The sequence below is a fragment of the Kitasatospora sp. NPDC001261 genome (assembly GCF_042896795.1).
Lineage (GTDB): Bacteria > Actinomycetota > Actinomycetes > Streptomycetales > Streptomycetaceae > Kitasatospora.
The window spans coordinates 18,803-32,549 of sequence record NZ_JBIAXP010000048.1 but is presented as its reverse complement, the minus strand read 5'-3'; the positions used below and the strand labels follow the sequence as shown (position 1 = coordinate 32,549).

General features: G+C 73.7%; 9 protein-coding genes. All 9 read left to right on the top strand.

All coding sequences use genetic code 11. The features are described from left to right. Position 1 precedes the first annotated feature (1 nt). The 9 genes from cydB (at position 2) to ACFY4B_RS40970 (ending at position 13,653) form a co-directional block, all read left to right on the top strand. Positions 2-1,027, top strand: a complete 1,026-nt coding sequence (gene cydB / locus ACFY4B_RS41010; protein WP_074002005.1) for a cytochrome d ubiquinol oxidase subunit II — start codon at positions 2-4, stop codon at positions 1,025-1,027. Between the two features lie 4 nt (positions 1,028-1,031). Then, positions 1,032-4,550: a thiol reductant ABC exporter subunit CydD gene (cydD, locus tag ACFY4B_RS41005; RefSeq protein ID WP_387976622.1), complete on the top strand. Its 3,519-nt coding sequence runs from the start codon at positions 1,032-1,034 to the stop codon at positions 4,548-4,550. Between the two features lie 46 nt (positions 4,551-4,596). Further along, positions 4,597-6,543 carry a GAF domain-containing sensor histidine kinase gene (locus tag ACFY4B_RS41000; RefSeq protein WP_387976619.1) on the top strand — a complete coding sequence of 649 codons (1,947 nt, stop codon included), beginning with the start codon at positions 4,597-4,599 and terminating at the stop codon, positions 6,541-6,543. A 168-nt stretch (positions 6,544-6,711) separates the two neighbouring features. Beyond that, the gene (locus ACFY4B_RS40995; protein ID WP_074002007.1) at positions 6,712-7,125 is read left to right on the top strand and encodes a DUF1508 domain-containing protein; all 414 of its coding nucleotides are present in this window, start codon (positions 6,712-6,714) and stop codon (positions 7,123-7,125) included. Further along, entirely contained in the window at positions 7,115-7,519 is a 405-nt protein-coding gene (locus ACFY4B_RS40990) for a hypothetical protein (protein ID WP_049655595.1), read from the top strand. Before ACFY4B_RS40995 ends, ACFY4B_RS40990 begins: the two co-directional genes overlap by 11 nt. 451 nt (positions 7,520-7,970) lie before the next feature. After that, entirely contained in the window at positions 7,971-9,002 is a 1,032-nt protein-coding gene (locus tag ACFY4B_RS40985; RefSeq protein WP_049655594.1) for a PstS family phosphate ABC transporter substrate-binding protein, read from the top strand. A gap of 88 nt (positions 9,003-9,090) precedes the next feature. Next, the gene (locus tag ACFY4B_RS40980) at positions 9,091-10,131 is read left to right on the top strand and encodes a PstS family phosphate ABC transporter substrate-binding protein (protein WP_387976616.1); all 1,041 of its coding nucleotides are present in this window, start codon (positions 9,091-9,093) and stop codon (positions 10,129-10,131) included. Positions 10,132-10,187: 56 nt separating this feature from the next. Continuing rightward, a complete protein-coding gene (locus ACFY4B_RS40975) occupies positions 10,188-10,781 on the top strand; it encodes a hypothetical protein (protein WP_049655591.1) in 594 nt (197 codons plus the stop codon). Positions 10,782-11,028: 247 nt separating this feature from the next. After that, complete coding sequence (locus ACFY4B_RS40970; RefSeq protein WP_143204523.1) at positions 11,029-13,653, top strand: hypothetical protein; 2,625 nt, start codon at positions 11,029-11,031, stop codon at positions 13,651-13,653. Positions 13,654-13,747: the final 94 nt, after the last annotated feature.

Sequence of the window (13,747 nt, the reverse complement as noted above, 5' to 3'; positions counted from 1 at the left end):
CATGCAACTCCACGACGTCTGGTTCGTGCTGATCGCGGTCCTGTGGATCGGCTACTTCTTCCTGGAGGGCTTCGACTTCGGGATCGGCGTGCTGACCAAGCCGCTGGCCCGCAACACCGCCGAGCGGCGGGTGCTGATCAACACCATCGGCCCGGTCTGGGACGGCAACGAGGTCTGGCTGCTGACCGCCGGCGGCGCCACCTTCGCGGCCTTCCCGGACTGGTACGCGACGCTCTTCAGCGGCTTCTACATCCCGCTGCTGGTCATCCTGGTCTGCCTGATCGTCCGCGGGGTGGCCTTCGAGTACCGGGCCAAGAACGACGGCGCCCGCTGGCAGCGGAACTGGGAGGAGGCCATCTTCTGGACCTCCCTCCTCCCGGCCTTCCTCTGGGGCGTGGCCTTCGCCAACATCGTGCGCGGCGTGGACATCGACGCGCAGAAGAACTACGTCGGCACCCTCTGGGACCTGCTGAACCCGTACGCCCTGCTCGGCGGCCTGGTGACGCTCGCCCTGTTCACCCTGCACGGCTCGGTGTTCGCCGCGCTCAAGACGGTCGGCGAGATCCGCGAGCGGGCCCGCAGGTCCGCCCTGGTCTCCGGCCTGGCGACCGCCGTGCTGGCGCTGGCCTTCCTGACCTGGACCCAGGTGGACCACGGCAACGGCCGCAGCCTCGCCGCGATGATCGTCGCGGTGGTCGCCCTGCTCGGCGCCCTGGCGGCCAACCAGCTCGGCCGCGAGGGATGGGCGTTCAGCCTCTCCGGGGCGACCATCGTGGCCGCGGTCGCGATGCTCTTCCTGGCGCTCTTCCCGGACGTCATGCCCTCCACGCTGAACCCGGAGTGGAGCCTGACCGTCAGCAACGCCGCGTCCTCGCCGTACACGCTGAAGGTGATGACCGTCGTGGCGGCGATCTTCACCCCGCTGGTGCTGCTCTACCAGGGCTGGACGTACTGGGTGTTCCGCAAGCGGATCGGCGTCCAGCACATCCCCGGGCACAACCCGGCCGCCCCGCTCGACCAGGCCTGACGCCGTGAAGCCGGTCGACCCCCGACTCCTCGGGTACGCCCGCACCACCAGGGCCTTCCTCGCCGGATCCGTGCTGCTCGGCGCGGTCGGCGCGGCCCTGGTGGTCGCCCAGGCGAGTCTGATCGCCGAGATCGTCGTCCGCGCCTTCCAGCGCGGGGCGACGCTCGGCGAGCTGACCACGCCGTTGCTGCTGCTCGCCCTGACCGCGGTCGGGCGCGGGCTGGTCGGCTGGCTCACCGAACTCACCGCCCACCGGTCCGTCGCCCGGGTGAAGTCCACCCTGCGGCGCCGGCTGCTCGACCACGCCACCGCGCTCGGCCCGTCCTACCTGGCGGGCCGGCGCACCGGCGAACTCACCACCCTCGCCACCCGCGGTATCGACGCGCTGGACGACTACTTCGCCCGCTACCTGCCGCAGCTGGCGCTGGCCGTGGTCGTCCCGGTGATCGTGCTGCTGCGGATCGTCGGCGCCGACTTCACCTCGGCCGCGGTCATCGCCGGGACGCTGCCGCTGATCCCGCTGTTCATGGTGCTGATCGGGATGGCCACCCAGTCCCGGATGGACCGGCAGTGGAACACCCTGTCCCGGCTCTCCCACCACTTCCTCGACGTGGTCGCCGGACTGCCCACCCTCAAGGTGTTCAACCGGGCCCGCACCCAGGCCGCCACCATCGCCCGGATCACCGCCGACTACCGCCGGGCCACCCTGCGCACCCTGCGGATCGCCTTCGTCTCCTCCTTCACCCTGGAGCTGCTCTCCACCCTGTCCGTCGCGCTGGTCGCCGTCACCGTCGGCTTCCGGCTGGTGGACGGCACGCTCGACCTGGAGACCGGGCTGCTGATCCTGGTGCTCGCCCCCGAGGTGTACTTCCCGATCCGCCAGGTCGGCGCGCTCTACCACTCCAGCGTCGAGGGGCTGACCGCCGCCGACGAGCTGTTCCGGGTGCTGGAGACCCCGCTGCCCGCGGCCGGCACCACCCCGGCACCCGACCTCGCGAGCGCCGTGATCGCCGCCGAGGGCCTGGTCGTCCGGCACCCCGGGCGCACCGAGCCCGCGCTGGACGGCGCCGCGCTGACCCTGCGCCCGGGCTCCAGCACGGCGCTCACCGGCCCCAGCGGCGCCGGCAAGTCCACCCTGCTGGCCGTGCTGCTCGGCCTCACCGCCCCGTCGTCGGGCACCGTCCGGATCACCGCCGCCGACGGCCGTACGACGTACGACCTGGCCGAGCTGGAGCCGGAGAGCTGGCGGCGGCAGATCGCCTGGGTGCCGCAGCACCCGCACCTGTTCGCCGGGACGGTCGCCGAGAACCTGCGGCTCTACCGGCCGGAGGCCACCGACGAGCAGCTGTGGACGGCGCTGCGGGCCGCGCACGCGCTCGACTTCGTGACCGACCTGGCGGCAGTCCTCGGGGAGGACGGCGCCGGGCTCTCCGCCGGGCAGCGCCAGCGCCTCGCCCTCGCCCGGGTGCTGCTCGCCGAGGACCGGCCGCTGGTGCTGCTGGACGAGCCGACCGCCAACCTGGACGGCGCCTCCGAGGCGGCCGTGGTGGACGCCGTCCGGGCGCTCGCCGCCGACCCGGCGCGCACCGTGCTGGTGGTCGCGCACCGGCCCGCCCTGCTGGCCGTCGCCGACCGGCGGGTACGGCTGGCGGGAGCCCCGTCGGCCGCCGCCCCGGCCGCCCCGGTGGCGCCGCTCGCCCACAGCGGCCGCCCCACGCCCGCCCCCGCCGTCGCCGAGGAGCCCCGGCCCGAGGGCGGCGGCACCCCCCGGCTGGCGCTCTCGATCCTGCTCGGCGCGCTCGCCCTCGGCTGCGCCGTCGCGCTGATGGCCACCTCCGGCTACCTGATCTCCCGGGCCTCCGAGATGCCGCCGGTGCTCTACCTGATGATGGCCGTCACCTCGGTACGGGCCTTCGGCATCGGCCGCAGCGTCTTCCGCTACGCCGAGCGGCTGGTCTCGCACGACGCGGTGCTGCGCACCCTCGGCACCCTGCGGGCCGCCGTCTACCGGCGGCTGAGCGCGCTCGCCCCGGCCGGACTGCCCGCCTTCCGGCGCGGCGACCTGCTCTCCCGGCTGGTCGCCGACGTGGACGCCGTCCAGGACCACTACCTGCGCTGGCGGCTGCCGGCCGCGGTGGCCGGCCTGGTCGCGCTGGCCTCGACCGCGGCGATGGCCGCCTTCCTGCCGGCCGCCGGGCTGGTGCTCGGCCTCGGACTGCTGCTCGCGGGCGGGCTGGTGCCCGCCCTGGCCGCCCGCTGGTCGGCCGGCGCCGAGCGGCGCCAGGCCCCGGCGCGCGGGCGCCTGGCCACCGCCGTGGTGGACGCCTTCACCGGCACCGCCGAGCTCACCGTGGCCGGCGCGCTGCCCGGCCGGCTGGCCGCCGTCCGTAGCGCCGACGCCGCGCTGACCGGGCTGGCCGCCCGCTCGGCCGCCACCACGGCGCTCGGCACCGGGCTGATCGCCCTGCTCACCGGGCTGACCGTGACCGCCGCGGCCGCCGTCGGCGTCCAGGGGGTGCGCGACGGGGTGCTGGCGCCGGTCTGCCTGGCCGTGGTGGTGCTGACCCCGCTGGCCGCCTTCGAGGCCGTCACCGGGATGCCGCTCGCCGTCCAGGCCCGCCAGCGCAGCCGCGCCGCGCGGGCCCGGCTGGACGAGGTGCTCTCCGCCGAACCCCCGGTCGCCGAGCCCGCCGAACCGGTGGCACTGCCCGAGCGGCCGCTGCCCGTCGCGGTGCGCGGGCTGACCGTACGGCACCCCGGGCAGACGGCGGACGCGCTCGTCGGGGTGGACCTCGACCTCGCGGCCGGCCGCCGGATCGCCGTGGTCGGCCCGTCCGGCTCCGGCAAGACCACCCTCGCCCAGGCGCTGCTGCGCTTCCTGGAGCCGAGCGCCGGGACGGTGCGGTTCGCCGACGGCCGCCCCGAGGCGGTGGACAGCCGCGCGCTGGCGGGCGAGTCCGTCCGCCGGGTGATCGGGCTCTGCGCCCAGGACGCCCACGTCTTCGACAGCTCGCTGCGGGAGAACCTGCGGCTGGCCCGGCCGGCGGCGGGGGAGGAGGAGCTGCGCGCCGCGCTGGCCGCCGCCCGGCTGCTGGAGTGGACCGAGGGCCTGCCGGACGGCCTGGACACCATGGTCGGCGAGCACGGCGCCCGGCTCTCCGGTGGCCAGCGCCGGCGGCTGGCGCTCGCCCGGGCGCTGCTCGCGGACTTCCCCGTGCTGGTCCTGGACGAGCCCGCCGAGCACCTCGACCTGCCCACCGCCGACGCCCTGACCGCCGACCTGCTGGCCGCCACCGAGGGCCGCACCACCGTGCTGATCACCCACCGGCTGGCCGGGCTGGACGACACCACGGTGGACGAGGTGCTGGTGCTGGACGGCGGACGGGTGGCCGAGCGGGGCCGCTGGTCGGAGCTGGTCGCCGACCCGGACGGGCGGCTGCACGCGATGTGGCGGCGGGAGCGGGAGGCGGACGGGCTGCTGGAGCCGGTTCCGGCTGCCGCCGGCCGGGCCGTCACCCGTTAGTCGCGCCGTCCTTCGGCTGAAAAGCGTACAAACGTAGGCTTTCTTCATGGACCCCACGCCGGACCTCCCGCCCGACCCCGTTCCGGACCTCCCGCCCGACCCCGTTCCGGGCCTCCCGTCGGACCCCGTTCCGGGCCTTCCGTCGGACCCCGTTCCGGGCCTTCCGTCGGACCCCGTTCCGGGCCTCCCGTCGGACCTCCCCGGGGCCGCCGCCGAGCAGACGCCCCACCAGGTGCCGGAGATCGCCTCGCTCGGGCTGGACACCCTGGTCACCGAGGTCGCCGAGCGCCTCCAGTCGGCCGCCGCGGTCACCGACCGGATGCAGCGGCTGCTGGAGGCGGTGGTCTCGATCGGGGCCGGGCTGGACCTGCACGCCACCCTGCACCGGATCGCCGTGGGCGCCGCCGAACTGGTCGACGCCCGCTACGCGGCGCTCGGCGTGATCGCCCCCGGCGGCACCGGCCTGGCCGACTTCATCCACGTCGGGGTCGACGACGAGACCGCCGCCGAGATCGGCGAACTGCCCGCCGGCCGGGGCATCCTCGGCGCGCTCATCGACCGCCCCGAGCCGCTGCGGCTGGCCGACCTCCGCACCGACCCGCGCTCCTCCGGCTTCCCGCCGCACCACCCCTGCATGAGGACCTTCCTGGGCGTGCCGATCCGGGTCCGCGCGGAGGTGTTCGGCAACCTCTACCTCACCGAGAAGAAGGGCGGCGGCGCCTTCACCCCCGAGGACGAGCAGGTGGTGCACGCGCTCGCCGCGGCGGCCGGCGTGGCCATCGAGAACTCCCGGCTGTACGAGGAGGGCCGCCGCCGCGAACGCTGGATCGCCGGCGCCGCCGCCGTCGCCACCGCCCTGCTCTCCGCCGAGCAGGCCGAGAGCGCGCTGACCGTCGCCGCCGAGCAGGTACGGGAGCTGGCGGACGCCGCGCTCGGCATGATCCTGCTGCCGACCGGCCCGGAGGGCGGCGGCGAGGGCGACGGGCAGATGCGGGTCGCGCACGCCTCCGGCGAACTGGCCGAGTACGTCCGCGGCGAACTGCTGCCCAGGGAGAGCTTCGCGGCGCGGCTGCTCGCGGGGGAGAGCGTCTACCTGGACGACATGTCCAGCGACCCGACCGTGGTGATCCGGCTCGCCCGCCGCTTCGGCCCGTCCATGGCCGTGCCGATGGTCGCCGCTGGGCGGGTGCTCGGCGGGCTCTGCGTCTGGCGCCCGCACGGCGCGGTGCCGTTCACCGACAGCGAGAAGCAGCTCGCCGAGACCTTCGCCTCGCAGGCCGCGCTGGCCCTGCGGCTCGCCGAGGGCCAGCGCGACCAGCAGCGGCTGGCCGTCTTCCAGGACCGCGACCGGATCGCCCGCGACCTGCACGACCTGGTGATCCAACGGCTGTTCGCCACCGGGATGATGCTGGAGAGCGCCGCCCGGCGGGCCGTCGTCCCCGAGGTCAGGGTCGGCATCGGCAAGGCGGTGGACGAGCTGGACGCCACCATCCAGGAGGTCCGCACCACCATCTACGCCCTCCAGCACGACGACCACGGCGACGCGCCGGACACCCTGCGCACCCGGGTGCTGCGGGAGGCCAGCCAGGCCGCGGCCGCGCTCGGCTTCAAGCCCTCGGTGAGCTTCGTCGGGCCGGTGGAGAGCCTGGTCGGCGAGAAGACCGGCCGTCAACTGCTCGCCGCCCTGCGCGAGATGCTCTCCAACACGGCCCGGCACGCGCGCGCCTCCCGGGTCGGCGTGGAGATCGACGCGACCACCCACCTGGGCGAGGACGGCCGCCCGGTGGGCGGCGACCCGGACTCGCTGGACCGGGGCGGCCGGCCCGGCGTGCTGCTCACCGTGACCGACGACGGGGTGGGCATCCCGGCCGGCGGCCGGCGCAGCGGCCTGCTCAACCTCACCCGGCGCGCCGAGGCGCTCGGCGGCGACGCCTGGCACGAGAGCGGGCCGTACCGCAAGGGCACGATGGTGCGCTGGACGGCCCGGCTCTGAGGGTTCCGACCGGGACTACCACCAAGAACCGGTGAAAGTTAAACGAGAGAGAACTTCCCGACCAACAGCGCAAGTTGTGAACGTTCTGGGCTTTCGGGGGCTCCGTGTGCACACATAGCTTTGCTCCGCTCGGAGGGGAAACCGGAGGGCAACCGGACGGAGGGGGCAGTGAACGCTGCCGGCCGCGGTCACACCGCAGCAGGGGCAAGTCGAGGGGGTTTCCGCGCCGAACGGGCAGCGGACGGGCGCTACCGCTGGCAACTGAAGGCGTCCAACGGCCGGGTGGTCGCGATCACCCCGGCCGCGTTCGAGACGGCGGGCGAGGCCGAGCGGGGCTTCGACGGCCTGCGCGCCGCGGCGCCCGGGCTCACCGCGCGCATCACCCACGTGCGGGAGGGCATCGGCTGGATCTGGGTCGTCCCGGGCTCGCGCGCCCTCCCCGAGGTGCGCTCCAGCCGCGCGTACGAGCGGTACGCGACCTGCCAGAACGCCTTCCGGCGGTTCGTGGTGCTGCTCTCCAAGCAGCCTCCGCACGAACTCCCGGAGCCCGCCGTACCGTTGAGACGCACCGATGGCCGCTGAGCGACGCGGCCCGCGACTGCTGATCGTGCCGGCGGCCGACCGCTGCCTCGGCTGGGCACTGCGGGCCGCCAACGGGAGGCCGCTCGGGGTCGGCGTACGGACGTACCGCAGCGAGGACGAACTCGCCGAGGCCGTCCGGGTGCTGCTGATCGAACGGGCCGCGCTGCGGTGCTCGGTCGGGCAGTCCGAAGGACGTCAGTGGGTCTGGGCCGCCTACCTGCCGGTGCGCAGCACCCGGCCGGGGGCGGCCGACGCCGTCCCGGTCGCCCGCAGCGCCCGGGGATACCTGCGGCGGGACCAGTGCCAGGCGGGGATCGAGGGGTTCCTGGCCGGACTGCAGTGGGTGGGGCAGGAGTTGCGGCGATCGGGGCGGGACGGCCGCCGGCCGCTGTAGGAGACCGCGTGCATGGCGGTCCGTCGAACGCGACGGACCGCCATGTCGGCATGTCCGGAGGCGTGTCCGGGGCGTATCCCGGGCGTATCCGGAGCATGTCCGGGGGCGCGTCCGGAGGCGGCGGTTCCGTCCACGGCCCCTGTCCGTGCAGTTCCGGTGAAGGGCAGGTTTCCGGCAACACCCCGAGCAGCTTCCTGGAGAAGAACGTCGACCGGGTTCGGAGGGCCGGTAGTGCCCCTGTCACGTGCACGCTGACCAGTGGCTAAACCTCGTCGAACCGATGAGTCGACATTCCCCGGCCGGACCCGGCCTCCCTTCCGGCGGAACCTCCCCGCCGGACAGGATCGGCACTGCCGGCGAGGCCGCAGCGGACGCGGCCACACGGCCCCGAACTCCCGAACGGAGTAAGGGTTTCACGCGATGTACGTCTCTCCCCCGGAGGAAGAGGAACATGCGTAAGACCGCTGCCAAGCTGCTCACCGTCGCCGCCCTGGCGACCTCCATCGCGACCGTCGCCGGCGGCACCGCCGTCGCCGACCCGGCCGCCGGCGTGACGCCGCGCGCCATCGACTTCGTGGGCACCGGCTCCGACACCACCCAGGCCGTCGTGAACCAGCTCGCCGCCGACTACAACGCGTCGCTGACCGACCCGAACGCCCCCCGCGTCTACAGCTGGGACGCGACCCCCACCGGCACCACCATCACCCCCAAGGCCGGTTCCGCCGCGATCGCCCGCCCGAACGGCTCCGGCGCCGGCATCAAGGCGCTGGCCACCTACACCAACACCACGGTGGACTTCGCCCGCTCCTCGCGCGGCCCGCAGTCGAGCGACCCGAGCAGCGACTACTTCGTCAGCCTGGCGAAGGACGCCGTCGCCTGGGCCGCCCCGGCCACCGGCAACGCCCCGGCGAACCTGACCACCGGGAACCTGAAGGACATCTTCACCTGTGCGGTGACCAACTGGCACGACATCGACGCGTCGCTGCCGAACGCCACCATCAAGCCCTTCCTGCCGCAGACCGACTCCGGCACCCGCTCCTACTTCCTGACCACCATCGGTGGCGGCGTCGCGGTCACCCCCGGTGGCTGCGTCACCAGCGGCACCCAGGAGAACCAGGGCAGCGACTCGGTCCTGGCCGACCCCAACGCGCTGGTCCCCTACTCCGTGGCCCACTACATCGGCCAGGTCTACTACGGCCAGGGCAGCGGCACCGACGTCCAGGGCCCGCTGACCATCCGCAACGTCAACGGTGTCCTGCCGGTGGACACCACGGCCAAGACGATCAGCGCCGCCTTCGCGGCCACCCCGTACTCCCGCGTGGTCTACAACGTCTTCCGTGACACCGAGTGGAACTCGAACGCCACCCTGCGCGCCATCTTCGGCAAGGGCGGCTGGCTCTGCAACAACGGCGCCAACGACCTCAAGAGCTACGGCTTCCTGCCGCTGTCCGCCTTCGCCTGCGGCGCCGTCACCCACTCCTGATCCACCCCGCACCACACCGGCGGCCGCGGGGCCTCGCCCCGCGGCCGCCGGGCCACCCTCACCACGACCGGACGCCGGAGGCGGGCCGATGCGCAGGGCCATGACCATGCTGGGCGGTGCCGCCGCGATCGCCGTCCTGGCGACGACCACCGTCGGCGGTACCGCGCTCGCCGACCCGGCGGCCGGTGTCACACCGCGTGCCGTCGACGTCGTGGGTGTCGGCGACGGGACGACCCAGATCCTGATGAACCGGATCGCGAGCGGCTACAACGCCTCGCTGACGGATCCGGCGACGCCGAGGCTGTACAGCTGGGACACGCGTCCGAGCGGGACCATCACCACCAAGTCGGGTGCCACGACGATCGCCCGGCCCGCGGACCAGCACGCCGGCATGGTCGCGCTGAACGGCCGCACCGGCACCACCGTGGACTTCGCCCGCGCGTCACGCGGCCCGCAGCAGGACGACCTCTCGACGGACGACTTCGTGGCCATCGCCTGGGACGCCGTCGCCTGGGCCGCCCCGGCCACCGGAAACGCCCCGGCGAACCTGAGCACCGGGAACCTGAAGGACATCTACACCTGCGCGGTCACCACCTGGAACCAGATCGACCCGGCGCTGCCGAACGCCACCATCAAGGCCTACCTTCCCCCGCCCGGGACAGGTCTGAGGGCGCACTTCCTGCTCACGATCGGTCGCGGCTACGCGGTCACCCCCGGTGCCTGCGTCACCAGCGGCATCCGGGAGAACCAGGGCAGCGACCCGGTCCTGGCCGACCCCAACGCGTTGATCCCCTACTCGACGGGCTACTACATCGGCCAGGCGTACCAGGGGCAGGGCGGTGGTGAGGACGTGCCGGGTGCCCTGACCCTGAGGTCCGTCGACGGCGTCGCGCCCATCGACCCGCAGACCAGGACGATCTCGGCCTCCGCCGTCACGGCGCCGTACGGGGTCGTGCTGTCGAACGTCCTGCGCGACGCGGAGCTGTACGCCGACAACACCCGTGGTGCCGCGCTGCGCGGCATCTTCGGCCGCGGCGGCTGGATCTGCCGCAACGGCGCGGACGCCATCAGGAAGTCCGGCTTCGTCCCGTTGCCGCAGATCGCCTGCGGCTCCGTCACCCATTCCTGAGCCCCGCCGAACCGCACCACCCGCACATCACCTCTCCCTCTCCCAAGGAGTCCAGCATGTCCCGCATCAGCGCCCGCCTGGCCGCTACCGGTGCCGCCGTCGTCCTCTCCCTGACCGCCGTGAGCGGCGTCGCCGCCGCCGACACGGCCACCACCCCGGCCGCCGGCCAGGCCGTGATCACCACCGACGTCAACTTCCTGACGAACGCCGCGCTCAACGGCATCGTGATCATCCCGCTCCAGCCCGCGGACCCGGCGTACGACCAGACGGCGGGCCTCACCGTGACGCTTCCGGTGACCGGCGGCGCCGCGAACATCCCGAACTTCTACGGCGACGTGCAGTTCGGTGGCGGCCTGCTCTTCCTGAACCTCAAGACCGGCAAGAGCGTGGCCTTCAAGCAGCTCGACTTCTCGGTCGACAACGGCTACTTCACCGCCGTTCCGAACGGCTCGACCACGCCGGTCCCGCTGCTCGACCCGTCCGGCGACAACGTGATCACCCGCAGCGGCCTCACCCAGAACCTGACCTCCTCCAGCTTCGAGGTGGACGCGGCCGGCGCGCAGTACCTCGACACCAAGCTGGGCACCGGCTACTTCACCGCCGGCCAGAAGATCGGCAAGCTCGCGCTGTCCTACACCCCGGCGCACTGAACCACCCGGTACCGCTCACCCGGTACTGAACCGCAGGTCGGCGGGCCCGCGCCTCGGCGCGGGCCCTTCGCTTGCGGAGTTCCCAACTCCGGTACGGAGTCGTCGCGTTGTGGTCTCGTACATCTGGTCGACCGGATCCCGCCATGTCCGGCTGGCCGAATAGTACGCACGGAACCGTCCGTCCCCAGCGCGATCGACGCCCTCGTGCCGCCTCCCTCGGCGGCCCGCATCTCCCGGAGGCCTCGCCATGAGAAACCGCGTACCCGACCCGAGAGGCCCAGGGAGGTGGCGCCGTCGACTACCGGCCCTGGTCCTCGCCAAGGCCGTGGTGGCGGCGCTCGCCGTCATTCCGATCGGGTTGGGCGCGGCGCCACAGGCGCACGCCGACTCGGCGGTGACCGTCCCGGGCCCGAAGGTCTGGATTCCGTCCGCCAAGAAGTACGGCACCGAGGGCAGCGTGACCGTCTCCCAGACGGCGAACCTGACCAACCAGGTCCTCCAGGTCTCCTGGAGCGGCTTCACCCCGACGGTCTACCTGGGCACCAACGATCCCGCACCGACGGCACAGTCGCTGTCGACCCACATCCTCTACGCGGTGCGGATCTACCAGTGCCGGGGCACCGACCCGGCGGTGACGGACTGTTACGGCAGCACCCTCTACGGCGGCGACCGGACGAAGGGCTTCGAGCAGCCGCCCCGGCCGACGCGCACGGAGGTGCCGGAGTGGCCCACCAACCAGGTGATCGCCGCCACCGGCCCGGACGGCTCGGGCAGCGCCTCGATCGAGGTGTGGAGCGCGAAGGAGAGCTCCACGCTCGGCTGTGACGCGACCCACCCCTGTTCCCTGGTGGTCGAGCCGAACTACGGCGGCGACCCACTGGACCTCTTCCAGGTCCTCGACGGCAAGGCCGACTGCGAGTTCCACGACCTGGACGCCGACCCGGACGGCTACACCGCCGCCGACGGGATCATGACCCCCGGCAACCAGAACTGGAAGACGGGCAACCGGACCAGCGAGCAGTGCGCCTGGCAGCACCGGACGGTGGTCCCGCTGTCCTTCGCGCCCACGGCGGACTCCTGCACGGTGAGCAACCAGGCCTTCGGTGCCGCCGGTCTGGAGATGGCCAACCGGGCCATGCAGCAGTGGCGGGCCGGCCTGTGCCTGGGCGACTCGCCGATGACCGTGGGCTACGTCCCCTCCGGTGGTGAGCCGCAGGCCCGTGCCGCGTTCCTGGGGGGCAGCAGCAGCACGGAGGTCGCGCTGACGGCGCGGCCCGACCGTTCGCCGCCCACCCGTCCGTACGTCTACGCCCCGCTCGCGACGACCGGCATCTCGGTCACGTACCTGATCGACGACCCGAAGACCGGTCGGCAGATCCGCGACATGAAGCTGAACGCCCGGCTGGTCGCCAAGCTGCTCACCCAGTCCTACGCCTCGCCGGGCATGAGCATCCCCTCCGTGGCCGGCAACTCGACCTGCCTCTACACCGACCCCGAGTTCAAGCAGCTGAACCCGGAAACGGCGGCCAACGGGATCCACTGGCCGACGAGCTGCGGCGGCACCCTGACGGTCTACCCCGGTGTTCCCGGTGGCACCACCGACTTCACCTACCAGCTGACCTCGTGGCTCGCCGCCGATCCGGACGCGAGCCGCTTCCTCGACGGTGAGCCGGACCCGTGGGGCATGCGCGTCGACAGCTTCTACCTGAAGCCGAAGTTCGCCGGCTACCCGGCGGAGGCGTTCCAGGTCCAGGACTACTCCGGGCCCGCGCAGGGCAGCGCGGGAGTCGACTTCAAGCACTGGAAGCAGTACGAGTGGAACCCCTCGCTCGACGGTCTCGGGCGGGTGGCGCGCAACCTGATGCAGTACCAGCCGAACTGCCAGCAGCCGAACAGCGAGTCCGACGGCAGCCACAAGCCCTGTTTCACGCAGATCCCCGGCGTGCGCTCGCTGCTCGCCATCATGGACACCGCCCAGGCCAAGGCGTTCTCGCTCCCCGAGGCCTCGCTGCTCAACCCGGCCGGCTCCTTCGTGTCGCCCGGCACGGCCGGCTTCCAGGCCGCCGTCGGCGACATGCCGACCGACGCCGCCACCGGGGTCCAGCAGCTGCCCTACGGCACGCCGGACACCGCGTTCTCGCGTGACCAGCGGGCGTACCCGCTGACCGCGGTGCAGTACGCGATGGTGCCGACCGGCGGCGTGCCCGCCGAGAAGGCCGCGTCGATCTCGCAGTTCCTCAAGACCGTGACCACCGACGGCCAGACCTACGGCCTCGCGCCGGGGCAGCTCGCCCAGGGCTACCTCGCGCTGACCGGCGCCCAGCGGCAGCAGGCCCAGGAGGCCGTGCAGCACGTCGCGGCCCAGGACGGCAAGCTGCCCGGCAACCAGACCGCCCCTCCGCCCGGCGGCGAGCCGGGCACCCCGGAGAGCGGCAACGGTTCCTCCGGCTCCGGCGGCACGGGCGACGGCACCACCCCGGTGAGCAGCTCCGGCACCGGCGGCACCACCGCCGACGGCAACTCCGGCGGCACCGGCTTCGGCTCCTCCGACGGCCTGTCCGGCGGCGGCCTCTCCGGCACCGGCTCCACCGGGACCGGCACGGCCGGCGGTGCCGCGGCTCCCGGCGCGGCCGGCGGCGCCAAGCCCGGCGCGGGCGCCGCGCCCTCCGGCAACGCGATCGCCGCGGCCCCGGTCGGCACCCCGGTGCCCGACCGTCCCGGCACCGCCCGCCTGCTGCTGCCCGTCGCGCTGATCGCCGGCCTGGTGCTGCTGGTCGGAGGACCGGCCGCGCTGGTCCTGGGCGGTACCCCGGCCGGGGCGAAGGTGCTGACCGGCGCCCGCGCCCAGTGGTCGCGACTGCGCCGCAAGTAGGAACCCGCGCTCGGCGGGGCCGCCGTTCCGGCCCCGCCGAGCGCTTTCCCTCCCGCCGAGGCAGCGCCCCGGTCCCTCACCGAGCACGCCCGTT